General features: G+C 71.9%; 22 protein-coding genes. 10 read left to right on the forward strand and 12 right to left on the reverse strand.

From position 1 onward, the window contains the following. Nucleotides 1-17: 17 nt before the first annotated feature. The 4 genes from mgrA to DMH12_RS09685 form a co-directional block, all read right to left on the reverse strand. The gene (gene mgrA, locus DMH12_RS09670) at nucleotides 18-1064 is read right to left on the reverse strand and encodes an L-glyceraldehyde 3-phosphate reductase (RefSeq protein ID WP_125491147.1); all 1047 of its coding nucleotides are present in this window, start codon (nucleotides 1062-1064) and stop codon (nucleotides 18-20) included. Between the two features lie 49 nt (nucleotides 1065-1113). Continuing rightward, a complete protein-coding gene (rox, locus tag DMH12_RS09675) occupies nucleotides 1114-2541 on the reverse strand; it encodes a rifampin monooxygenase (RefSeq protein WP_125491148.1) in 1428 nt (475 codons plus the stop codon). A gap of 203 nt (nucleotides 2542-2744) precedes the next feature. Then, nucleotides 2745-3113, reverse strand: a complete 369-nt coding sequence (locus tag DMH12_RS09680; protein ID WP_125491149.1) for a darcynin family protein — start codon at nucleotides 3111-3113, stop codon at nucleotides 2745-2747. 34 nt (nucleotides 3114-3147) lie between these two features. Further along, nucleotides 3148-4041 carry an NAD(P)H-binding protein gene (locus tag DMH12_RS09685; RefSeq protein WP_125491150.1) on the reverse strand — a complete coding sequence of 298 codons (894 nt, stop codon included), beginning with the start codon at nucleotides 4039-4041 and terminating at the stop codon, nucleotides 3148-3150. Nucleotides 4042-4153: 112 nt separating this feature from the next. Here DMH12_RS09685 and DMH12_RS09690 point away from each other — a divergent pair, with 112 nt between their 5' ends. The 3 genes from DMH12_RS09690 to DMH12_RS09700 all read left to right on the forward strand — a co-directional run bounded on the left by DMH12_RS09690 (nucleotide 4154) and on the right by DMH12_RS09700 (nucleotide 8006). Next, nucleotides 4154-5140, forward strand: a complete 987-nt coding sequence (locus DMH12_RS09690; RefSeq protein ID WP_125491151.1) for a LysR family transcriptional regulator — start codon at nucleotides 4154-4156, stop codon at nucleotides 5138-5140. Nucleotides 5141-5484: 344 nt separating this feature from the next. Then, complete coding sequence (locus DMH12_RS09695; RefSeq protein WP_125491152.1) at nucleotides 5485-7005, forward strand: catalase; 1521 nt, start codon at nucleotides 5485-5487, stop codon at nucleotides 7003-7005. A gap of 269 nt (nucleotides 7006-7274) precedes the next feature. After that, nucleotides 7275-8006: a hypothetical protein gene (locus DMH12_RS09700; protein WP_185832218.1), complete on the forward strand. Its 732-nt coding sequence runs from the start codon at nucleotides 7275-7277 to the stop codon at nucleotides 8004-8006. A 17-nt stretch (nucleotides 8007-8023) separates the two neighbouring features. Here the strand turns inward: DMH12_RS09700 and DMH12_RS09705 are convergent, their stop codons facing one another. The 5 genes from DMH12_RS09705 to DMH12_RS09725 all read right to left on the reverse strand — a co-directional run bounded on the left by DMH12_RS09705 (nucleotide 8024) and on the right by DMH12_RS09725 (nucleotide 14148). Further along, complete coding sequence (locus DMH12_RS09705) at nucleotides 8024-9805, reverse strand: FAD-binding dehydrogenase (protein ID WP_125491153.1); 1782 nt, start codon at nucleotides 9803-9805, stop codon at nucleotides 8024-8026. Between the two features lie 171 nt (nucleotides 9806-9976). Beyond that, nucleotides 9977-11302: a phosphatase PAP2 family protein gene (locus DMH12_RS09710; RefSeq protein WP_125491154.1), complete on the reverse strand. Its 1326-nt coding sequence runs from the start codon at nucleotides 11300-11302 to the stop codon at nucleotides 9977-9979. Nucleotides 11303-11371: 69 nt separating this feature from the next. After that, entirely contained in the window at nucleotides 11372-12040 is a 669-nt protein-coding gene (locus DMH12_RS09715) for a sigma-70 family RNA polymerase sigma factor (protein ID WP_125491155.1), read from the reverse strand. A gap of 216 nt (nucleotides 12041-12256) precedes the next feature. Next, a complete protein-coding gene (locus DMH12_RS09720; protein WP_125491156.1) occupies nucleotides 12257-12958 on the reverse strand; it encodes a hypothetical protein in 702 nt (233 codons plus the stop codon). Nucleotides 12959-13074: 116 nt separating this feature from the next. Continuing rightward, nucleotides 13075-14148 carry an alkene reductase gene (locus DMH12_RS09725; protein WP_125491157.1) on the reverse strand — a complete coding sequence of 358 codons (1074 nt, stop codon included), beginning with the start codon at nucleotides 14146-14148 and terminating at the stop codon, nucleotides 13075-13077. A gap of 122 nt (nucleotides 14149-14270) precedes the next feature. Here DMH12_RS09725 and DMH12_RS09730 point away from each other — a divergent pair, with 122 nt between their 5' ends. The 4 genes from DMH12_RS09730 to DMH12_RS09745 all read left to right on the forward strand — a co-directional run bounded on the left by DMH12_RS09730 (nucleotide 14271) and on the right by DMH12_RS09745 (nucleotide 18295). Continuing rightward, entirely contained in the window at nucleotides 14271-14651 is a 381-nt protein-coding gene (locus tag DMH12_RS09730) for a MerR family transcriptional regulator (protein ID WP_125491158.1), read from the forward strand. A gap of 77 nt (nucleotides 14652-14728) precedes the next feature. Then, nucleotides 14729-15325: a TetR/AcrR family transcriptional regulator gene (locus tag DMH12_RS09735; protein WP_125491159.1), complete on the forward strand. Its 597-nt coding sequence runs from the start codon at nucleotides 14729-14731 to the stop codon at nucleotides 15323-15325. A 99-nt stretch (nucleotides 15326-15424) separates the two neighbouring features. Further along, complete coding sequence (locus tag DMH12_RS09740) at nucleotides 15425-16663, forward strand: AAA family ATPase (protein ID WP_125491160.1); 1239 nt, start codon at nucleotides 15425-15427, stop codon at nucleotides 16661-16663. Between the two features lie 21 nt (nucleotides 16664-16684). Beyond that, nucleotides 16685-18295, forward strand: a complete 1611-nt coding sequence (locus DMH12_RS09745) for a VWA domain-containing protein (protein WP_125491161.1) — start codon at nucleotides 16685-16687, stop codon at nucleotides 18293-18295. A 39-nt stretch (nucleotides 18296-18334) separates the two neighbouring features. Here DMH12_RS09745 and DMH12_RS09750 read toward each other — a convergent pair whose 3' ends face one another. The 3 genes from DMH12_RS09750 to DMH12_RS09760 all read right to left on the reverse strand — a co-directional run bounded on the left by DMH12_RS09750 (nucleotide 18335) and on the right by DMH12_RS09760 (nucleotide 20345). Further along, nucleotides 18335-19150, reverse strand: a complete 816-nt coding sequence (locus tag DMH12_RS09750) for an SAM-dependent methyltransferase (RefSeq protein WP_125491162.1) — start codon at nucleotides 19148-19150, stop codon at nucleotides 18335-18337. 70 nt (nucleotides 19151-19220) lie between these two features. Further along, entirely contained in the window at nucleotides 19221-19469 is a 249-nt protein-coding gene (locus DMH12_RS09755) for a DUF397 domain-containing protein (RefSeq protein WP_125491163.1), read from the reverse strand. After that, the gene (locus DMH12_RS09760; protein ID WP_125491164.1) at nucleotides 19470-20345 is read right to left on the reverse strand and encodes a helix-turn-helix transcriptional regulator; all 876 of its coding nucleotides are present in this window, start codon (nucleotides 20343-20345) and stop codon (nucleotides 19470-19472) included. Nucleotides 20346-20608: 263 nt separating this feature from the next. Between DMH12_RS09760 and DMH12_RS09765 the strand changes: the two genes are divergently transcribed. From DMH12_RS09765 to DMH12_RS09775, 3 genes are all read left to right on the forward strand, one after another. Next, nucleotides 20609-21016, forward strand: coding sequence for a hypothetical protein (locus tag DMH12_RS09765; RefSeq protein WP_125491165.1), 408 nt, complete (start codon nucleotides 20609-20611; stop codon nucleotides 21014-21016). Nucleotides 21017-21155: 139 nt separating this feature from the next. Further along, complete coding sequence (locus DMH12_RS09770; protein ID WP_125491166.1) at nucleotides 21156-22349, forward strand: glycoside hydrolase family 64 protein; 1194 nt, start codon at nucleotides 21156-21158, stop codon at nucleotides 22347-22349. A gap of 104 nt (nucleotides 22350-22453) precedes the next feature. Then, nucleotides 22454-23314 (forward strand): family 16 glycosylhydrolase, encoded by an 861-nt coding sequence (locus DMH12_RS09775; protein ID WP_125491167.1) that lies wholly within the window; start codon nucleotides 22454-22456, stop codon nucleotides 23312-23314. Nucleotides 23315-23412 lie beyond the last annotated feature (98 nt).

Here is a 23412-nt window from a genome sequence, read left to right on the forward strand (position 1 = left end):
TGCGGCCGGGGCCGGCCTCAGCCCATCTCGCCGGTGCGGGCCCGCCGCCACAGGTCGACGCTGCCGTCGGCGACCGCGTACTTGTCGATCTCGGCGAGTTCGTCGGCGGTGAAGGCGAGGTTGTCCAGCGCGGCCACGTTCTGCTCCAGCTGACCGGTGCGCGAGGCGCCGATCACCAGCGAGGTGACGCGCGGGTCGCGCAGCGCCCAGGCGAGCGCCATCTGGGCCAGGGTCTGGTCCCGGCGGGCGGCGATGTCGTTCAGCGCGCGCAGCCGCTGGAGGGTGTCCTCGTTCAGCCAGTCGGTCGCGAAGGACTTGCCCTGGGTGGCGCGGGAGCCCTCCGGGACGCCGTCGAGGTAGCGGCCGGTGAGCAGGCCCTGGGCCAGCGCGGTGAACCCGATGACGCCGAAGCCCTCGTCGCCCGCGGCGTCGAGCAGGCCCTCGGTCTCGATCCACCGGTTGAGCATGTTGTACGAGGGCTGGTGGATCAGCAGCGGCGTGCCGAGGTCGCGGAGGATCGCCGCGGCCTCACGGGAGCGTTCGGCGTCGTAGGAGGAGATCCCGACGTAGAGGGCCTTGCCCTGCCGCACCGCGGTGTCCAGCGCCGTCATGGTCTCCTCCAGCGGTGTGGAGGCGTCCAGGCGGTGGGAGTAGAAGATGTCGACGTACTCCAGGCCCATGCGCTTCAGGGACTGGTCGAGGGAGGCGAGCACGTACTTGCGGGAGCCTCCGCCCTGGCCGTACGGGCCGGGCCACATGTCGTATCCGGCCTTGGTGGAGATCACCATCTCGTCCCGGTACGGTGCCAGGTCCTGGCGCATGATCCGGCCGAAGTTGATCTCCGCGGATCCGTAGGGCGGGCCGTAGTTGTTGGCCAGGTCGTGATGGGTGATGCCGAGGTCGAAGGCGCGCAGGGCGATCTCCCGCTGCGACTCGAACGGCTTGTCGTCGCCGAAGTTGTGCCAGTAGCCCAGCGACAGGACGGGCAGGTCGAGACCGGAGCGGCCGGTGCGGCGGTACCGCATGGTGCCGTCGTAGCGGTGGGGGTCGGCGACGTGGTTCATGGTGGCTCTCCAGTGGGGAAGCGGGGACGGGCGGCGCGTGACGGTCGGGTCAGCCGGTGGCGGCCCCGAACCACCGGGGCAACCGGTCGAACAGGTCCTGCTGGTCGTCACCGACCCATGCCACATGGCCGTCCGGCCGCAGCAGCAGCGCGGGCACGTCCAGTTTCGCACCGGCGTCCACGACGTGATCGATCCGGTCCGACCAGCCCGTCACCGAAAGCCGGCCCGTCCGGTCGAGGAGCAGCCCGCGGCCGGTGTGCGTCAGCTCGTACAGGCGCCCCTGCCGCAGTTCGACGTCCCGCATCCTCCGGCCGACGAGTTCGTGTCCGGCGCCGAGGTCGTAGCGGACGTTCAGCGCGGTGACCTTCTCGGTCAGGTGGCGGCTGACGTCCTCGAACCGCGTCAGTTCCGCCAGCAGGCGGCGCACCGCCCGGGGGCCGGGTTCGGTGGAGAGCAGTTCCATCTGGGCGCGGGTGTTGTCCAGCACGTCGGCGGCGACCGGGTGCCGTTCCGTGTGGTAGCTGTCCAGCAGTCCGTCGGGGGCCCAGCCGTTCACCTCGGCGGCGAGTTTCCAGCCGAGGTTGAAGGCTTCCTGGATGCCGAGGTTGAGGCCCTGTCCGCCGACGGGCGGGTGGACGTGCGCGGCGTCGCCGGCGAGCAGTACCCGTCCGGTGCGGTAGCGCTCGGCCAGCCGGGTGGCGTCGCCGAATCGGGACAGCCAGCGGGGCGAGTGCACGCCGAAGTCGGTGCCCGCGCACGCCGTGAGCTGCCGTCTGAACTCGTCCAGGGTCGGCGGGACCGAGCGGTCCTCGGCCACGTCCGCGGCGGGCACGACGAGGCGGTGGAAGCCGTCCCCCAGCGGTCCGGCGCCGAACCGCTTCTGGGTCTCCCGGACCTCGGCCACGACGGCCGCCACCTCCTCGGGCGCCGCATCGACGCGCATCTCGCCGATCAGCGTGTCGGTGCGGGAGGGTTCTCCGGGGAAGCCGACGCCGAGCAGTTTCCGGACGGTGCTGCGGCCGCCGTCGCAGCCCACGAGGTAGCGGGCGCGCAGCCGGGCGCCGTCGGCCAGCTCAGCGGTCACGCCCTGGTCGTCCTGGCTCAGTACGGCCAGTTCGCGGCCACGCTCGACTTCGGCGCCGAGTTCGACGGCGCGCTCCGTCAGCAGGCGGTCGGTCACGGGCTGCGGGATGCCGAGGACGTAGGGGTGCGTGGTGTCCAGATCGACGGGCGCGGCCTTGCCGATGCCGGCGAAGAAGCCGCCGGCCGGATACCGCTTACCGTGCTCGAGGAACCGCTCCAGCAGGCCGCGCTGGTCCATCACCTCGATGCTGCGCACGTGCAGCCCGAGCGAGCGCACCACCTGGGTCGGCTGCGTCTCCTTGTCCAGCACCCGTACCCGTACACCGTGCAGGCGCAGTTCGCCGGCCAGCATCATGCCGGTCGGTCCGGCGCCGACGACGAGCACGTCGATCATGAGTCTCCCATGGTGAGAAGGCGTCCGATCGGCCCGGCTGCCTCACGTGGGCAGCGGCCGAGGGCGCCGATTCTGCGCCACGGAGGGGCCCTTGCCGCAAGGCCCCCCATGAGCTATAGCTTGATAGTGGCAGGCAGGAGGCGAGTGGTCCTCCTGCCTTTTCCGTTGCCTCTCGTCAGAGCCGTGTCGGCCCTGGGTGCGTGTCAGGTGCTGATGCTGGTGACCGCGTCGACGCCGTACGTGCGGGCGTAGCCGTTCTCGGTGCCGACGAGGAGGTCGACGACCTCGAAGTACCGGTCCCAGAAGGGTGTTTCCCTCAGGGCGTCGACGAGCAGCTGGTAGGCGTGGTGGTCGTCCGCCTCCCAGACCCAGACGTCGGTGACGCGCGCGGAGTAGAACTCCGTGTCGTAGAAGCGTGACCGTACGCCGGTGGTCCTCGCCCTGACGGCGGGGACGACCCGGGTGGTGAAGGCGTCGATCCGTTCCTCGACGGTCATGGCGAGCCATTCGGGTGTGGTCTTGACGAGCATGAACGCGGTGACCGGGGGTTCGGTCGTCTCGGTGGTGGTCATGGGTGCCTCCGGGCTCGGGGTGTGTGCGGGAGTGTCAGGAGAGGACGGCGGGTTCGAGGGTCTGCGCGCACCACTGTTCGAAGGTGGTCGGGGAGGCGGTGTCCGGGGCCCGGGCCACGCCGGCGTCGAGGCCGTCGTCCTTGGCGCGCTTCATGTCGACGATGCCCTCGACGAAGGCCGGGTCGAGGCCGTGGCCGACGAGGGTGGCGCGCACCTCGTCGAGGGCCTGGCGTTCGTAGCGGACGGTCAGGCCCAGCCGCTCGGTCATGATGCGGGCGAGGTCGTTGGGCGACAGGTCCTGCGGACCGAGGACCGGGACGCTGCCGGTGCCGGTCCAGCAGCGGTCGAGGAGCAGGCCGGCGGCCGCGGCGGCGATGTCGGCGACGGCCACCATCGGTGCCTTGCGGTCGGCGTCGACGAGGTCGCTGAAAACGCCCTTCTCCCGGATCGGTTCGGCCTCCTCCAGGACGTTCTCGAAGAAGGAGGGATTGGCCAGCGCCCGGTAGGCCACTCCGGTCCCGGCGATGAGGTCGTCCATGGCGAGGGACGCGGTGACGAGTCCGGCGCGGCCGGCGACCGGGGTGCCCCGGCCGAGGGCGGAGACGCCGACGACATGCCCGACGCCGTGCACGGCGAGCGCGTTCGCGGCGGGGCGGGTGAAGCCGCGGTAGGCGTCCTCGGGGGTGCGGGAGGCGTTGGGCGGGACGAGCCAGAAGACGGCGTCGGCGCCCGCGAAGGCCCGGTCGACGACCGCGGGGTCGCCGTGCGAGCCGGTGACCACCTCGACCCGCTCGCGCACGGCCTCGGGCAGCCGCGCGGGGTCGCGCACGATCAGGCGCAGTTCCTCGCCGCGGGCGGGGGCCGAGTCCAGGAGCAGGGAGACCAGGTGGCGGCCGATGTTCCCGGTGGGGGCAGTGATGACGATCATGAATACCTCGTGGGTCGTGCCGGTTCGGTACGCCCCCATCCTGCGAAGCCGTCGGGTGTTGCCACAATGGGAACTTCAGCAAGGGATCATTGCCCGGAACGGAATAACCCTGGTGAACAGCACAGACCCGGTGGCGCAGGTCATCGACGCCAACCTCGTCGTCGCCCTCGACGCCCTGCTGGCCGAGCAGAGCGTCACCCGCGCCGCCGCCCGCATGCACACCTCCCCCGCCGCCATGAGCCGCACCCTCGCCCGGCTGCGCCGCGTGGTCCAGGACCCCCTCCTGGTCCGGGCCGGCCAGGCCATGGTGCCCACGCCCAGGGCGCTGGCCCTGCGGGACGAGGCCGCCGCGGTGGTGCGCCGGGTGGGCGCGCTCCTGACTCCGGCCACCGGTGTGGACCCGGCCGCCCTGCGCGGCACCTTCACGCTTCAGGCCGCCGACCTGATCGGTGCGGCGCTCGCCGCCGGGCTGCTGGAAGTGGCCGGCCGGGAGGCGCCGGGGGTCTCGATGCGGTTCCGGGCCGAGGATCTGGAGGCCGGGCCGGCCCTCCGCGACGGCCGGATCGACCTGGAGGTCGGGGCCATCGACCACGTGGACCCGGAGACCCACGTCGAGGAGCTGGTCACCCTCCGGATGACGGCGGCCGTCCGGCCCGGCCACCCGCTCACCGACGGTCCTCTGACGCCGCAGCGGTTCGCGGCGGCCGAGCATGTCGTGGCCAGCCGCCGCGGACGCTTCACCGGCCCCGTCGACACCGCCCTCGCCGAGCACGGACTGAGCCGCCGGGTCGCCGTCGTCCTGCCCGGCCATCTGGCCGCGATGACCCTGGCCGCCCGCAGTGACGCCGTGGCCCTGGTCCCCGCCGCAGCGCCGGGCGCCGCGCCCTCGCCCCTCACCGAGCAGGCCGCGGTCCTGGGCCTGCGGCTCCTCGACATCCCGCTCCCCCTGCCGCCCGTGACCATCGGCATGGCCTGGCACCCCCGGCACACCTCCGACGGGGCCCACCACTGGCTGCGCGGGGCCGTCCGCAGGGTCCTCCGGGTGTCCTGGTCGCGCCGCGACGGGCCCACCCCCGGCGAAAAGGACGCAAACGCGTGATTGAGGACGCCGTACGTGGGCACGCGTTCGCCCTGTCGTCTCCGCTTGCGTGCCCTCGGCGGCGGCGGAGACTGATACGGACGACGGCACTCCGGAAGGCCTGGACGGATGGGTGAGCACGCGGCGCGTCCCGGCGCCGGGACACGGCACGGGAGCGGGAGCGGCGGTGCCCCCTGCCCCGGCCCAGGTCCGGAGCCGTTCCGCGAGAGGCGCCGCGAGACGCGCGAGGCCCCCGTCCGGACGTACCCGGACCGGATTGGCGTGGCCGCTCCAGGGCACCCCTCCCCCGCGATCGTGTCGCGCGGCGCCTGGGCGTCACCCACTCCACGACGAAAGGCAGTCTCATGACGGACATCACGCCTGCCACCACCACGGACTCCGGCGCGCCGGTGGAAAGCGACGAACACTCGCTCACCGTCGGCCCGGGAGGCCCGGTCCTCCTCCAGGACGCCTACCTCATCGAGCAGATGGCGCAGTTCAACCGGGAGCGGATCCCCGAACGCCAGCCGCACGCCAAGGGCAGCGGCGCCTTCGGCCACTTCGAGGTGACGCACGACGTGAGCGCCTACACCAAGGCGGCCGTCTTCCAGCCGGGGACGACGACCGACCTGGTCATCCGCTTCTCCACGGTGGCGGGTGAGCGCGGCAGCCCCGACACCTGGCGCGACCCGCGCGGCTTCGCGGTGAAGTTCTACACCAGCCAGGGCAACTACGACATGGTCGGCAACAACACGCCGGTGTTCTTCGTCAAGGACCCGATGAAGTTCCAGCACTTCATCCGGTCGCAGAAGCGCCGGGCGGACAACAACCTGCGCGACCACGACATGCAGTGGGACTTCTGGACCCTGTCACCGGAGTCCGCCCACCAGGTCACCTGGCTCATGGGGGACCGCGGCATCCCCCGGACCTGGCGCCACATGAACGGCTACACCTCCCACACCTACATGTGGATCAACGCGGCCGGCGAGCGGTTCTGGGTGAAGTACACCTTCAAGACGGACCAGGGCATCGAGTTCTTCACGCAGCACGAGGCCGACCAGATGGCGGCGGCCGACACGGATTACCACATGCGGGACCTGTTCGAGCACATCCGCGACGGCGAGTTCCCGAGCTGGACCCTGTACGTGCAGGTCATGCCGTACGAGGACGCCGCGGGCTACCGGTTCAACCCGTTCGACCTGACGAAGGTGTGGCCGCACGGCGACTATCCCCTCATCCCGGTCGGCCGCATGACGCTGGACCGCAACCCGACCGACAACCACGCCGAGATCGAGCAGGCCGCCTTCCAGCCCAACAACCTGGTCCCCGGCATCGGCCCGAGCCCGGACCGCATGCTGCTGGCCCGGCTCTTCTCCTACGCCGACGCCCACCGGTACCGGATCGGCGCGAACTACCAGCAGCTCCCCGTGAACGCCCCGGTCGTCGACGTCCACACGTATTCCAAGGACGGGGCGATGGCCTATCGGAAGACGAGTGACCCGGTCTACGCGCCGAACTCCAAGGGCGGTCCCGCCGCCGACACCGAGCGGTTCGGCACCCCGCCCAGCTGGGAGGCGGACGGGGCCATCACCCGCGCCGCCTACGTCGACCACGCCGAGGACGACGACTGGGGTCAGCCGGGCACTCTGGTCCGCGAGGTCATGGACGACGCGGCCCGCGACCGGCTGGTCGACAACGTGGTCGGTCACCTCCTCAACGGGGTGAGCGAACCCGTCCTCCAGCGGGCCTTCGAGTACTGGTCGAACATCGACAAGACCATCGGCGACCGCATCGCCAAGGGTGTCCGGGCCAAGGCGGACGAGAAGGACCCGAAGGCCGCCGAGCAGGGCAACCCTGCCCGACGGACCATGCAGGAGAAGGCCTGACAGCAGGGCACGACCCGATCCGGAGGAGGCGCCCCGTGACACCACGGGGCGCCTCCTCCGGTCTGTTGCGACGGCGCTCGGTCGATGCGCCTTGGGCGGCGGCCACATGCGTTGCCGCACGCGGTGATCGCCGCTAGCGTGCCGGACGTGCGTTGATCTGCGGGGCGACGGTCACGGCCGTCGCGAACGGATTCACCGCCCTCGAGTCGGCAGGACTCCGAGGGCGGCTCGGTATGCCCCCCGTAGAGCAGTCTGGAGACGATCGGACCATGTCCGCACAACACCCCATGACCTACGAGGCGTTCGTCGCCCGTGCCACCGCCGACCCCGATGTGGCCGGACTCGTCCTCAAGGGTTCCCACGCCCACGACGGCATGGCCACCCGCCACTCCGACCACGACCTGTACGTCGTGCTGGCCGACTCGGCCGGCACCGGGCTCGCCGGTCTCGACGGATTCCGCTCGGCCGGGCTGGATCTGGTCGTGGTGACGGTCGCGGAGTTCCGCCGGCTCGGCGGCTTCGAGCGGTACGCGCTCGCACGGGCCCGGGTCGTGCTCGACCGGCTCGACGGGGGTATCGCCGAGATGGTGGCCGCGAAGGGGCGGCTCGACGCCGGGGAGGCGTCGCGGGTGGCTGCCGAGTGGCTGGACGCCTACGCGAACTCCCTCTACCGGTCGGTCAAGAACGCCCGGGACGGACTCCCGCTCGCGGCGCGCCTCGACGCGGGGGACAGCGTCGGCTTCCTGCTGGAGCTGCTGTTCGCCCTCGACCGTCGTCCGCGTCCCTACAACAAGTACCTGGCGTGGGAACTGGAACGCTTCCCCCTCCCGGGATGGGACACACGAGCGCTGCTGTCCGCGCTCACGCGCGTCGCGGAGACCGGTGACGCGGACGTGCAGCGGGAACTGTTCGGCCGGGTGGAGCCCGCGGTGCGCGCGGCCGGCCACGCGGCGGTGCTGGACGCGTGGGGCGAGGACCTCGGGCTGATGCGCCTCCCGTAGTGAGGGACGGCCGTCCCTCAGGTCCCCGTCGCGGCGGCCGCGGCGCGTCCGGCCTCGCGGCCGGAGAACAGGCAGCCGCCGAGGAAGGTTCCCTCCAGCGACCGGTAGCCGTGCACGCCGCCACCCCCGAAGCCCGCCACCTCTCCGGCCGCGTACAGACCCGGCACCGGGGCGCCCGAGGCGTTCAGGACCCGGCCGGAGAGGTCGGTCTGGAGGCCGCCGAGGGTCTTGCGGGTGAGGATGTTGAGCCGGACCGCGATCAGCGGGCCCGCGCCGGAGTCCAGGATCCGGTGGACCGGGGCGGTCCGGCTCAGCGTGTCCCCGGGGTAGGCCAGCGCGTTGCGGATGCCCATGACCTGGACGTCCTTGGTGTACGGGTTGTCGATCTCGCGGTCGCGGGCCTCGATCTGGCGCTGGAGGCCGTCCAGCGCGATCAGGTGGTCGCCGGTCAGCTTGTTCATGCCGCGGACCAGTTCGGGCAGGGTCGCCGCGACGACGAAGTCCACGCCGTTCTTCTTGAACTTCTCGATCGGCTCCGGCGTCTGCCAGATGCGGGAGAGGAGCTTCCAGACGTTCTTCTCCGTGAGGTCCGGGTTCTGCTCGGAGCCGGAGAGCGCGAACTCCTTGGCGATGATCTTCTGTGTGGTGACGAACCAGGAGTAGTCGTAGCCGGTGTCGGTGATGGACTTCAGGGTGTGCAGGGTGTCGTAGCCGGGGATGTCGGGCGTGCCGAAGCGCTTGCCGGTGGCGTCGAACCACATGGACGACGGTCCGGGCAGGATGCGGATGCCGTGGCCGGGCCAGATCGGGTCGTAGTTTCTGAGGCCCTCGGTGTAGTGCCACATGCGGTCCGGGTTCACGATCCGGCCGCCCGCCTCCTCGGTGATCGCCAGCATGCGGCCGTCCACGTGCGCGGGCACACCGGTGATCATGGACTTGGGCGGGGTACCGAGTCGGGCCGGCCAGTTCCGCCGGACGAGATCGTGGTTCGCGCCGATGCCGCCGGAGGTCACCACGACGACCGGGGCGCGCAGTTCGAACTCGCCGACCACGGTGCGGGAGCTGGGTTTGCCGCGCTGCGCCGTGCTCGGTTCGAGGACGGCGCCGCGTACGCCGGTGACGGCGCCGCCCGTCGTCACGAGGCCGTCGACCCGGTGCCGGAACTTGAAGGTGACCCTGCCCTCGGCGCGCGCCGCCCGCACCTTCTTCTCGAACGGCTCGACGACCGCCGGGCCGGTCCCCCAGGTGACGTGGAAGCGCGGCACCGAGTTGCCGTGGCCGTCCGCGAGGCCGCCTCCGCGCTCGGCCCAGCCGACGATCGGGAACCACTGCACGCCCAGCCCGGCCAGCCAGGACCGCTTCTCGCCGGAGGCGAAGTCCACGTACGCCTCGGCCCACTTGTACGCCCAGTGGTCCTGGCCGGCGGGGTCGGCGACGCCCCGGTCGAAGCCGGCCGTGCCGAGCCAGTCCTGCCAGGCCAGTTCGCGCGAGTCCTTGACGCCCATCAGGCGCTGTTCGGCGGAGTCCACGAAGAAGAGGCCGCCGAAGGACCAGAACGCCTGGCCGCCCAGGCTCGCCTCGGGTTCCTGGTCGAGGAGCAGCACCTTGCGGCCCGCCGCGGCGAGTTCGGCCGTGGCCACCAGCCCCGCGAGACCGTGTCCGACCACGATCGCGTCCGCGGCCTGCTCCCCGGCCGCGAAGGCGGGCGCCACCTGGGCCAGTGTCGCCGCCGCGAGCACTCCCCCGGTCACGGTCAGGGCGTTGCGGCGAGTGATCCCGGCAGGTGGCGTGTTCTGCATGGACTGCCTTCCGACGGTGTGCGGAGGGGCGGAGGGACACGGGAGTCACTCCTGCGCCGACAGGGTGTTACCGACGGTAGCCCAGCGGGTGTCCGACGACCAGAGCGCTGCGTCGTTTTCGTGAACCGCCCGACCCCGCAGGCTGGTTGGCCCGCAAGGGCGCCCAGGGATTCAGACGAGTTCGGGCTGCGGCTCCGCAGGCCTCGGCGGCTCCGGCTGCCGCGCCGGCACGGACTTCGGTTCCCACGCCCTGGTGGTCCGCAGGTACCCGAACACCACCGAGGCCATCGCGAGCAGGAGCAGCGGTCCGGCCACCCACGGGTACGCGGCCATGTCCTCCGGGAGGAGGCGGTACGAGACCAGCAGCGCCGCGAACACCGTCGCTCCGTGGGCGACCAGCCGGACGGCCGACCCGTCCCAGCCGCGGGCGAACGCGCGCATCGCCGCCTCGACCGTGAGCGCGAAGACCACGCCGGCGACGAGGTCCACCCCGTAGTGGTAGCCGAAGCCCAGCGTGGCGGTCAGGGTGGCGACCAGCCAGAAGGCCCCGGCGTACCGCATCGGGCGCGATCCCTTGCGCGAGTGGACGAAGAGCGTCGTCGCCCAGGCCGTGTGCAGACTGGGCATGCAGTTGCGCGGGGTGATCTCGTCGAACGGCACCGCGTGCGGGGCACCGATCGATGGCAGGGTGTCCGGCCACAGGTTGGCCACCGCCCACTGTCCGCCCTCGGCTCCGTAGGCGTACACGGGCCCGACGACCGGGAAGATCATGTAGACGGCGGGCCCGAGCAGGCCGATGACGAGGAAGGTGCGGACGAGATGGTGGCTCGGGAAGCGGCGCTCGACCGCCACGTGGCGCAGTTGGTACAGGCCGACCAGGGCCGCCGCCAGCGGGAGCTGGCCGTAGACGACGTGCAGGATGCCGCCGCCCACCGGCGAGGTGGCTTCCACCAGCCGGCCGACCAGCCAGGAGGGGTCGCCCAGCGCGTGGTCGGCGATCGCCAGATAGGGGTCGAGTACTGCTGGGCGAGTCTCCGACGTGATGAGCAGCCAGGTGTCACCCGTCTTGTGCCCGGCCACCAGCAACAGCCCCAGCCCGACACCCTTCAGCAGCAGCGCCCGTTCCCGGCCGGTACGACGCGTGACGGCGACGACCGCGCAGCCCAGGACCACCCACAGGGCGCCGTTGCCGAAGTTCATGTCCGCGCCGACCGCCCAGCGCACGGGCCAGAGCACGAGGTCGACGCCGATCGCCACACCGGCCGCGACGAACCGCTGCCGCCAGGTGAGCACCACCATCGTCAGCGCGAGCCCCGCGTAGAGCAGCGGCCCGGAATCCGGGGCGAAGACCACCTCGCGGGCCTGCTGGGTGATCGGTCCCGGCTCGCCGTAGTGGCGCGCGGCGAACTCCAGCGCGATGAGGAACCCGAGGGTCGCCACACCCGCCGCGGCCCAGAGCGTCGTTCGCGCGGATATTCGTGTCGGTATGGTTTTCAATTATTTGGCCTGATTGCTAGTGATCGGACAAACGGGTCACTCATGGCGATCGTCACGAGTTCGAACATGCTAACGGCAGGCTGTGCGGGCCCTGATCGCCCGTTGTGCGTCCGGCGGCCCGCTGCGTTCGGCCTCGCCGAGGGCCCGGATCAGCGCCTCGCGGGCGCGGGCCACGCGGGAGCGGACCGTGCCGACCGGACAGCCGATGAGTTCGGCGGCCTCCGCGTAGGAGACACCGACGAGTTGGGTGATCACGAAGGCCTCACGCCGGTCGTGCGGCAGCGCGTCCAGCAGCCCGGCCAGGGCGATGCCGTCGTCGAATCCCGGCAGACCGTGTTCCTGGGCACACTCGGCGGCGGTCTCCCAGTCCTCCGTGGCCAGCAGCCGGGGCCGGGCGGACGCGTACCGGTGGCTGTCGATCACCGCGCGACGGGCGATGGCCAGCAGCCAGGTGCGGGCGGAGGAACGGCCCTCGAAGCGGTGCAGGCTGCCGAGCGCCCGCAGGAAGGTGTCCTGGGCGAGGTCGTCGGCGGACTGGGGGTCGGCGCCGAGATGGGTGACGAAGCGGCGGACGTCCCGCTGGAGGGCGCGGACGAGGTTCTCCACGGCCCGCGGATCGCCGCCTCGGGCGGCCAGCGCCCAGAACGTCGCCGACTCGTCGGCGGACGTCCGCTCCTGGCGTGCTCTCGCGGCGGGTGCCGTCCGGTCGTGGACGGCGGAGGGGGCAGGACTGATCACGTGCTGTCCTTCTCGTGAGTCCGGATCTCGGGCACACGACGCGCGGCGTGCGGGCACCGCGTGCGCGGTCGTCCGGGTTCCGGACCCGGCGGCGCGGAGTGCGCGGCGGGCCCGGTGACGGGGTGGGAGTGGCGGACGCACCCGCGCAGCGGTGTACGTCCGGCGCCCGGCCCGGCCCGGCGTGGAACGCCCGGCGCGGTCGGGGGACCGGCTGTCTCAGACGACAGCGGTTCCCGCGGGCGGACCCCGAGAAGTGATCGCGTGGACGAGGAGCAGCCGCGGCGGCCGGTGGGCCGCGTGGCCGCGGCGGGGGGCGAGACGCGGCCGGTGCGGTGGCACCGGGCGCGTGAGGACCATGCGCAGCGGGGCGGCCAGCCAGCCGGCGACGGCCCGCAGGATGCGGAAGACCGCGCGCTCGCCGTACGCCAGCCACAGGCCGCTCAGCAGCGCGGCCAGCAGGTGGGCGGCGAGCATGCCCGACGAGGACATCGCCTCCATGACCGGGCCGAGGCCGGTCATCGAGTCCATGGCGCCCGCCGGTCCCGCGGCGGAGCCGCCGTGCGCGGCGGGATGCACGGCGTGGCCCAGGTGGGCCATGCCGGCCGTGTGATCGGGGGCGGACGCGCCGGCGCCCACGGGCACCGGGGACGCGGGCGGCGCCGTGAGCCGCTGGGCGCAGGAGAACCACTCGTGCAGTGCCGTCTGGGCGACCACCACGACGGACGAGACGAGGACGACCCCTCGCTCCCGGCCGGCCAGGCACCATCCCGCGCCGCCGGTCACGGTGACCGCGGTGACCAGTGCCCACCAGGGCACGGCCGTGTCCGACATCAGGACGTGCCCGAGAGTGGCGAGCAGCACGCAGACGGCCGCGAACACCGCGGCCCGCGTTGTGCGGCAGCACCACCCAGCAGTCATGGCGGCTCATCCTCGCATTCACAGCCCCGCTGTCATGAGAGGGATACGAAACTTCCCCGCCCGGCAACCGCGCGCCGGTGCGTGATTCACGTCACACACCGGCGTACGAGTGGTCGTCAGGCGGTGTGCTGGTAGGCCGAGTAGGTCAGGTAGCCGGCGTCGCCGCCCTGGTAGTAGGTGCCCTCGTCCACCGGGGCGACCGGGAGCCCGGTGCGCAGCCGCTCGACCAGGTCGGGGTTGGCGATGAACCCGCGGCCGAAGCTGATGAGGTCCGCGCCGAGCCCGAGCCAGTGGTCGGCCTCGTCCCGACCGGCCTGCTTCGGCCCCATCGGCAGCACGGGGTTCATGATGAGCGTGCCCGGCCAGGCTCGGCGCAGACCGACGAGCACCTCCTCCTCGGCGGTGGCCTCGACGTGGACGTAGGCGAGATCGAGGCGCGCCAGTTCGGCCAGCAGCTCGGCGTACAGCTCGGGGACGTCCGTCTCCTCGACGCCCCAGAAGGTCCCGGCCGGGGAGAGGCGGATGCCGGTCCGGTGGGCGCCCACGGCCTCGGCGGTCGCGGACACCGCCTCGACGGCGAAGCGGATCCGGTTGGCCACCGAGCCTCCGTAGCGGTCGGTGCGGAGGTTCGCGTTGGAGGAGAGGAACTGCGAGATGAGGTAGCCGTTGGCGCCGTGCAGTTCGACCCCGTCGAAGCCGGCGTCGATCGCACGGCGGGCGGCATGGGCGTAGGAGAGGGCGTGTTCGGGCACCTCGGCGGTCTCCAGGGCGCGCGGAGTCGGCGCCGGCTGGGGGCCGGTCGGGGTGAACACCTGCCCGACGGCGGGGACGGCCGAGGGGCCGACGGGCCGCATGCCCGTGGTGTCCGGGTGCGAGACGCGCCCCCCGTGCATGATCTGGGCGAAGATCCGTCCGCCGTTGGCGTGCAGGGCGCCGGTCACCGGGCGCCAGGCGGCCACCTGTTCATCGGAATACAGCCCGGGCGTACCGGGGTTGGACTGCCCGACGAGACTCGGCTGCACGCCTTCGGAGACGATCAGTCCGGCCGAGGCGCGCTGGGCGTAGTACGTCGCCATCGAAGGCGTGGCCAGCCCGCCCGCCGCGGCACGGACCCGGGTCATCGGGGCCATCACCATCCGGTTCGGCAGGGTCAGTTCACCGAGCGGGTAGCTGTCGAAGAGGGACGTCACGTCGGAACTCCTTGGTCGCGCGGGGCCCGGATGTCGGGCTCGGCGGCTACGCTAAAACCTGACACTGACGTCAGAGGCAAGGTTCTGTGTCGCGGATCACAGCGAGCAGTGGGGAGTACGGCATGCGCATCGGGGAGCTGGCGTCACGGGCCGGGGTCAGCGTGCGGTCCGTCCGCTACTACGAGGACCAGGGGCTGCTGGCCAGCACTCGCAGCCCGAGCGGCCAGCGCCACTACACGGACCACGAGGTCGAGCGGGTCAGGTTCCTCCAGCGGCTCTACGCGGCGGGGCTGTCCAGCCGCACCATCGCCGAACTGCTCCCGTGCGTCGACTCGCCCAGCGAGGAGAACTCCGACGCCGCCCTGGAGCGCATGGCGCAGGAGCGCGACCGGCTGTCCGAGCACATCGCGGATCTCATGAGCACCCGGGACGCGCTCAACGCACTGATGGCCGCGGCGCGAGAGTACCGGGAGACCCGCTGGACGACCGCGACGCACCACTGACTCCTCAGGTTGCCTAATCACGTTAGGCACACACATAATCTTCTACGGTTGCTCGGCGGGTGACGTGGAGGACGAGTGTGGCGCGGGCAGGACTGACGACGGAGACCCTGTTCAAAGCGGGGGCCGAGCTGGCCGACGAGATCGGCTTCGAGCACACCACGCCCACGGAGCTGGCGCGGCGGTTCGGCGTACGCACGGCGAGCCTCTACTCACACGTGAAGAACGCGCACGAACTCAGGACCGGCATCGCGCTGTTCGCTCTCGAAGAGCTGGCCGACCTGGTCTCCGAGGCGGTGGCCGGCCGGGCGGGCAAGGACGCGCTGACCGCCTTCGCCGACGCCTACCGCGACTACGCGCGCCGGCACCCGGGCCGCTTCGCCGCCGCGCAGTTCCGCCTCGACCCCGAGGCGGCGGCGGTCGGCGCCGGCGCGCGGCACGCCCAGATGTCGCGGGCCATCCTGCGCGGGTACGACCTGGCCGAACCCCAGCAGACGCACGCCGTACGTCTGCTGGGCAGCGTCTTCAGCGGATACGTCGGCCTGGAGACCGCCGGGGGTTTCAGCCACAGCGCACCCGACTCGCAGGAGAGCTGGACGGAGATCCTCAACGCGCTGGACTCCCTGCTCCGCACGTGGCCGACCGGTGGTGAAGAGGGCGCCCGCAGCGTCCGTTGACCTGAACCCTCCGCGTCGCAGGCGTCCTGATCACTCGGCGCGGGCGCGGGATAGGCTCCGACCTGCCAGCCCCCGGACGTGACAGGCAAGGAGTCGGCGATGGGCCCACAGGACGCGCGGGACCATCCGGCCGCGCCCGGCGCGCAGGGCACCGCCCTGGACACGGCCCGGCGACTGCGCGCGATCGGCGAGGAGTTGTCGGACCGCTTCTACGAACGGGCCGACGTGGTGCGGACGCTGCTGGTGACGCTGCTGGCAGGCCGGCACTCCCTGGTACTGGGTCCGCCCGGGACGGCGAAGTCCGAGCTGGCCCGGGAACTGACGGGCCGGATCGAGGGGGCGTCGTACTGGGAGATCCTGCTGTCGAAGTTCACTGCGCCGACGCGGATGTTCGGCCCGATCGACGTCGCCGCGCTGTCCCGGGGCGAGTACCGCCAGGTCTACGAGGGGCGCGCCACGACCGCACACGTCGCGTTCATCGACGAGATCTTCAAGTGCTCCACGGCGGCGCTGAACGAGACGCTGGGCTACCTCAACGAACGGATCTACCATCCCGAGAGCGGCGGCGAGCCCGTCCACTGCCCGCTCATCGGGGCCATCACGGCGAGCAACGAACTGCCCACCGGAGAGGACTCGGCCGCCATCTACGACCGGCTTCTGGTGCGGGTCGAAGTGTCGTACCTCGAGGACCCGTCGAACTTCGCCGCGCTGGTCCGCTCCGCCGTCGGCCGCCCGGCCCCGCCGCCGCGGACCACGGTGGAACTGGCCGCGCTGCAGCACGCCGTGACCGGGGCCGTCCCGGCCGTCGACGTCCCCGACGCGATAGTGGACGCGGTGTGCACGCTGCGCGCGGCCCTGCGCCGCAAGGAACTGGTCGCCTCCGACCGGCGCTGGCGGCAGGCGGTGGGCCTGCTCCAGGCCTCCGCCTACCTCGACGGCCGCAGCGCGGTCGGCGAGAGCGACCTGTCGGTGCTGACCCACGTGCTGTGGCACTCCCCCGCCCAACGCCCCACGGTCGAACGCGAGGTGCTGCACCTGGTGAACCCCGACGCCCGCGAGGCCCTGGACCTCGCCGACACCATCGACGAACTGGAGACCCAGCTCGACGCCATGGCCGGGCAGTCCCGCGAGGCGCTGAGCGAGTGGGTCATCAAGAAGGCCCACAACCAGCTCGCCACCGCCGGGACCCGACTGGAGAAGCTGCGGGAGGAAGCGGTGGTGGCCGGCCGCTCCACCGCCGCCATCGACCGGGTCACCGGCCGCCAGCGCGCCGTCCGCGCCCGGGTACTCACCGAGGCCCTCGGCGTGGACGCGAGCACGGTGCAGTCCCGGCTCTGAGCACGAGGGGTGATCAGCGACATGGACGAGATCCCGGCCCTGCTGGAGGGTCTGGCGGCCCGGGCCGCGCCATGGCTGGCCGGGTCGGCCACCGCTCCCGCACGCCACACCACGGCCGTGGTCGCCGACCGTTTCGACCGGATCGCCTGGCGCGACACCTACGACCAGTCGCCCGCTCTGCGCGACCTGGCCGCGGAACTGGGCGAGCGCCACGCGCACGCCACCGACCTGCTGACCGACGCGTTCCTGGCCGCCTACCGAGTCGGCCCCCGGCTGCGCGAGCCCGGCGAGATGGACCCCACCCGGTTGGTCAACCACCGTGTCGTAGGGGCCATGCTGGAGTCGCCGCACTTCGCCGAACTGCACCGCGAGACGGCCGGCGACCCGTACGCCGCCGCCATGGCCGTACTCGCCCAAGCCGGTGCGCTGCGCCGGATGCTGGACGGCTCCGGGGACGCCCAGGACCTCGCGGAGCGGGCGGGTCGGGCCCGCGGGGACGCCGAGGACTCGGCCACCGCCGTCGCCGAGGCGCTCCGGCAGGCCGCCGACGAGGCCGACGAGGACGGCACCGTGCCCGGTCCGGCCGCCGACGCCGTGGAACGAGCGATGGAGAACGCTCGGGCCCACGCCCGGCAGTCCGCCCACACGGCCGGTGAGGCGCTCGCGGCGCCGCTGCCCGGGATGCCCGCCGCCGCGCGCGGCGGGGTGGCGACGGCCGTGGCGGCCGCCCGGGAGGAGGCGGCACTGATGCGGGCCTGGGGCGTCGGTTCCGGCGAGCTGGAGCGGATGCCCTTCGAGCGGCGCGCCCGGCTCGCCGAGCGGCTGCGCACCGGTCGGCTCGCGCGGTGGGCCGAGCTGATCGGCCGTTTCCGGCAGATGGCCGAAGGCGAGCGCGCCCGCAAGGTGGAGAACGCGACCGGCGAGCTGATCGGGGTCACGCTCGGCGACGACCTCTCCCGTGTCATCCCCTCCGAACTGGCTCACCTCGGACTCGCGGAACTGCGTGCGGTGTTCGCCGCACGCTACGCCGCCGGGGAGCTGATGCTCTACGACAGCCAGGGCGAACAGGCCACCGGCCGGGGCGCGGTCATCGCGTGCGTGGACACCTCGCACTCCATGTACGAGGCCGGGCCCGGCGGCATCACCCGGGAGGCGTGGGCGAAGGCGTGCGCCCTGGCGCTGCTGGACCAGGCCCGCCGGGCGGGGCGCGACTTCGTCGGCATCCTCTTCTCCGCCGCCGACAAGCTCCAGGTCTTCCACTTCCCCGCCGACGAGCCCGCCGACCTCGGGCGGACCCTCGACTTCGCGGAGACCTTCCTCGGCGGCGGCACCAGCTACCAGCGGCCCCTGTCGGCGGCGGCGGAGCTGCTGCGGGAGGAGTTCGACGACGCCGCCCGCAGGCGCGGGGACATCGTGCTGCTCACCGACGACGACTGCGGCGTCACCGAGGAGTGGATGCGCGACTGGAACGAAGCCAAGCGCCTGCTGGGCTTCCGGGTCTTCGGTGTCGCCGTCGGCACCCCGCGGGCCGCCGAGGCCGGGTCGGTCCTGGAGGCCCTGTGCGACAACCTCCGCTCGGTCGAGGACTTCACCGACGTGCACGCCGCCGCCGACCTCTTCCGCGTGATCTGACGCCCCAGGGCCTCCGGTCCCGCCCGCTCCCGGGCGCCGTTACGGCTTGCGGGCCACCGCGCCGTACATCGCGATGTCCTCGTCGCGGATGCCCTGCTCCCCCGCGCCGTCCGGGTGCCACTTGTGCACCTGGACGATGCCGGGTTCGACCAGGTCCAGGCCGTCGAAGAACTCGTGCGCCTCGTCGAGTGTGCGCAGCCGCATCGGCATGTCGCGGGCCGCGTACTCGCGTGCGACCCGGCCGACCTCGTCCGGTGCGAACTCGGCGGTGCCGATGGTCATCGCCAGGTAGCTGCCCGACGGCAGGGGCTCCAGGAGGCGGCGGACGATACCGACCGCGTCGTCCTCGTCGAGGACGAAGTGGACGATCGCGATCACGGTCAGCGCGACCGGCCTGCCCAGGTCCAGCGTCTTGCGGAACTCGGCGGATTCGAGGACGTCCTCGGGATGCTGGAAGTCCGCCTCGATGTACGTCGTCCGGCCCTCCGGCGTGCTGGACAGCAGCCCCTGGGACAGGGTGAGGACGATCGGGTCGTTGTCCACGTAGACCACGCGCGACTCGGGCGCCACCGACTGCGCGATCTCGTGCAGGTTGGGTGAGGTCGGGATGCCGGTGCCGATGTCGAGGAACTGGCGTATGCCCGCCTCCTCCGCCAGCCAGCGCACCGCGCGGTTCATCCAGTCCCGGTTGGCGCGCATGTGCACGGGCAGCGCGGGCCACTCCGCGGCCATCGCGTCGCCCGCCTCCCGGTCGGCCGGGTAGTAGTCCTTGCCTCCCAGGATGTAGTCGTAGATCCGGGCCGAGTGCGCGTGCTCGGTGTCGATCCGGTCGGCCGGCCATCCGCTGTCGGACAACGTCCGCCCCTCTCCGTCAAGTCGTGCGGTACCAGTGGTCTCTCGGTGGAACCTACGGCAACCGGCGCGTTCAGTAGAGGAAGTCGGCCTGTCCCGCCTTCACACCGTCGAGGAAACACGTCATCTCGTGGGGGGTGAAGACGAGCGCGGGGCCGTCCGGGTCCGAGGACTGGCGCAACGCGATCCGTCCGTCGCCCAGCCTGCGCACCTCTACGCAGGCGCCGCCCGCGTCGTCGCTCCACGGCTTGACCCACTCGTGGGGGCCAGGTTCCGGGGACGGTGTCCCGGAGCCGGCGGAGTGCTGTGGGTGCTGGTCCATTCAGAGCTCCTTGCGTAGCGCGCCGAGGAGTTCCTCGGTGCTTCGGGCCGGTACGGCCTGGGCGCCCAGGCGGTCCAGCGCCTCGCGGTAGACCACCACGTCGTCGCCCTTGTCCAGGTAGACAGCGCCCACCAGGCCGCTGAGGTAGACGATGTCGGGGAGTTCGGGAGCCCGGAAGCGGAAGACGTGGAACGCGCCGGCCCGCATCGCGGGGTGCGGGCCCTGGGCGAACGGCATGATCTGGAGCGTGACGTTGGGCAGCCGGCCCACCTCGATCAGGTGGTCCACCTGCTCCCGCATCACCTCGGCGCCACCGACGGGCCAGCGCAGGACCGTTTCGTCCATGACGACCCACAGCCGGGGCGGCTCGGGGCGGGTGAGGATCTCCTGGCGCCGCATGCGCAGGGCGACCCGCCGCTCGGTGGCGACGGAGGAGGCGTGCGGATTGCCGGCGCTCAGCAGGGCCCGCGCGTAGGCCGGGGTCTGGAGCAGTCCGTGCACGAACTCGGGCTCGTAGGCGCGGATGTGCAGGGCCGCCTGCTCCAGGCTGAGGTAGGCGGCGAACCAGTCCGGCATGACGTCGCGGTAAGTGTGCCACCAGCCCCGCTTGTTCGCCTCGCGGGCCGACTTCAGGAAGGTGTCGATCTCCTGCTGGTCGCGGACGCCGTAGTACTGGAGCAGCTTCTCCACGTCCGGCAGCCGCAGGCGGGCCACCTTCGCCGCCTCCATGCGCCGGATCGTGGAGTGGCTCACCCCGATCGACTCGGCGGCCTGTTCGAAGGACAGACCGGCCCGGGTGCGCAACTCCTCCAGCTGTCTGCCGAGGATCATGCGCAGCACGGAGGGGGCACCGCCCCAATCGGTCTCCGAGGTCACACCATCTCCTTCTTCGCGGCTGCGCGCCAAGCCTCGGGTGCGCAGTCTGCCACGGCGGGCGTCCCCGTCCGAGGAGCATGCATCCACTCAACTGCAAATTTCAACTTGCCGGTTGCGTACGGTTGTCGGCGGATGACACAGTGGTTCCGCCGCCCCTTTTCTTCCCGTCCGGGTCGGTCTCGCATGACAACGTTCTCCTGGTGCTCCGCCGGTTGTGCGCGTCGGCAGACCGCGCTCCCCCCGCCCGGCCAAAGGACACCCCCATGGACCTGCAGCACACCCGTGATCCACGTCCGTCCACGGCCCCCGCCCCGCTGTCCCTGCCCGCCGGACTGCGCACCGGCCTCGGGCACGACGCGGTGGGCACCTCGCCGGACCACGGCGAGCGCATCCTGGCCCGTCTGCCCCGCGCGGGCTGCGTCTTCGCCGACCAGGAGCGCTGGTGGTGGATCGTCCCGTCGGGCTCCGACATCGGGGTCGCGTGGCCGCCCGGCGCCCTCTACGTGAGCGGTGACCCTTCCTGGACCCGCGCGCGGACGGAGACCCCGCCGTCGGGTCCGCGCATGGTCCACGGACCCGACGGCGACTCGCCGTACACCGCGCCCATACCGCTGTACTTCCTCGTCTGCCGGCTCACCGGGGCGACGCCGCGGTGGTCCCCGACCCCCTGAGGGAGTGCGGACCGCCGGGCCGGGTTCCGGTTCATCTTCCGAAGCTGGAGCGCCTTCTTCCGATTGATTTCGTTCATCTTATTGACATGTACAGGGAAGCGCTACAACGTTGCAAGTCCCCCACACCAAGGAGGACCGTGTGCTTTCCCCACGCAAGCTGACGGCATCCCTGGCCGTCGCGGCGTCCCTCGGCGCCGTCGCCGTCGTCACAGGACCGGCCGAACCGGCCTCGGCCGTGCCGGACACGATCCCGCTCACCCTGAAGAACGACTCGGGCAGCGGCGAACAGGTCTACGTGTACGTGATCGGCACCGAACTGGCCTCCGGCAAGCAGGGCTACGCCGACGAGAACGGAACCTTCCACGCCTGGCCGGCCGGTGGCGCCCCGCCGGTCCCGGCCCCCGACGCCTCCTTCACCGGCCCGGCAAACGGCGGGTCAAAGACCGTTCGGCTTCCGAAGTTCTCGGGCCGCGTCTACTTCTCCTACGGCCAGAAGCTGGACTTCCGGCTCGCCGACGGCGGGCTCGTCCAGCCCGCCGTGCAGAACGCCGACGATCCCAACCACGACATCCTGTTCAACTGGACGGAGTACACGCTCAACGACTCCGGCCTGTGGATCAACTCCACCCAGGTGGACATGTTCTCGGCCCCCTACTCCGTGGGCCTCACCGCGGGCGACGGCTCCACGAAGCACACCGGTTCGCTGAAGCCCGGCGGCTACAAGGCCGTGGCCGACGGACTCGCCCGGCAGGGCGGCGGCTGGGAGGGCCTGGTCCAGAGCCGCGCCGACGGAACGCCGCTGCGCGTGCTGGCCCCCGGGCACGGCATCGGCTCCGGCGACCTGCCCGCCGGAGTGCTGGACGGCTACATCGACCGCGTCTGGAGCAAGTACGCCACCGACACGCTGACGGTCACGCCGTTCAAGGACCAGCCGGACACGAAGTTCTTCGGCAAGGTCAACGGGGACCGGATGGACTTCACCGACGGCTCCGGGGCCATGGTGACCTCCTTCGAGAAGCCGGACTCCGACTCCGTCTTCGGCTGCTACAACAAGCTCGACGCGCCCAACGACCAGGTCCGCGGGCCCATCTCGCGGACCCTGTGCGCCGCGTACAACCGGTCGACGCTGCTCACCAACTCCGAGCAGCCGGACGCCGACGCCTCCGGCTTCTACCAGGACGGCGTCACCAACCACTACGCCCGCCTGGTCCACGCGCAGATGGAGGACGGGAAGGCGTACGCCTTCGCGTTCGACGACGTCGGGGCCCACGAGTCGCTGGTGCACGACGGCGATCCCAAGGACGCGGCGATCACCCTGGAGTCCTTCGGCTGACCGGCCGGCCCCACCCGCGCCCGGACAGTCCGCACCGCACCACCTTCCCCCCACCCGAGTGCCCGCTCCCGCGCCGTGGGAGCGGGCCCACGAAAGGGAGAGACATGAACTCCCCACGTTTGATCCGCAGTTGCCTGCTCACCACCCTGTCGGTCGGTCTGGTGGCCGCCGCCGCGGTCGCGCCCGCGCACGCGGACCGCCCGGCGGAGACGGCCGCCGCGGCCGTGACGTTCTCCGACACCTTCGACGGGCCCGCCGGGTCCGGCGTCGACTCCGCCAAGTGGCAGCTGGAGACCGGCGACAACGTCAACAACCACGAGCGGCAGTACTACACGCCCGGCACCGACAACGCGAAACTCGACGGCCAGGGGAACCTGGTGATCGAGGCCCGCCGCGAGAACCCGGGCAACTACCAGTGCTGGTACGGGGCGTGCGAGTACACCTCCGCGCGTCTCAACACCTCGGGCAAGTTCACCGCCACCTACGGGCATGTCGAAGCCCGGATGAAGATCCCGCGCGGGCAGGGCATCTGGCCCGCGTTCTGGATGCTGGGCCAGGACATCGGCGAGGTCGGCTGGCCGAACTCGGGCGAGATCGACATCATGGAGAACGTCGGCTTCGAGCCCTCGACCGTCCACGGCACCATCCACGGCCCCGGCTACTCCGGCTCGGGCGGCATCGGCGCGGGCTACACCCTGCCGAACGGCGAGGCCTTCGCGGACGCCTTCCACACCTTCGCGGTGGACTGGGCCCCGGAGAAGATCACCTGGTCGGTCGACGGCAACGTGTACCAGACGCGCACGCCGGCCGATCTGAACGGCAACCGGTGGGTCTTCGACAAGCCGTTCTTCCTCATCCTGAACCTCGCGGTCGGCGGCTACTGGCCGGGCGACCCCGACGGCTCGACCACCTTCCCGCAGCAGCTGGTCGTCGACGAGGTGAAGGTGACCACGAGCGACGGCTGACGGTTCCCTTCTTTCGGGGCCGGCGTTGAGTCGAGCGCCGCGCGCGCACGTAGGGAGTACGGGTGGAGTCCCGTACTCCCCACGGCCGCGTCGTGCGC

Origin of the sequence: Streptomyces sp. WAC 04229 (genome assembly GCF_003947455.1) — a bacterium.
Classification (GTDB): Bacteria; Actinomycetota; Actinomycetes; order Streptomycetales; family Streptomycetaceae; genus Streptomyces.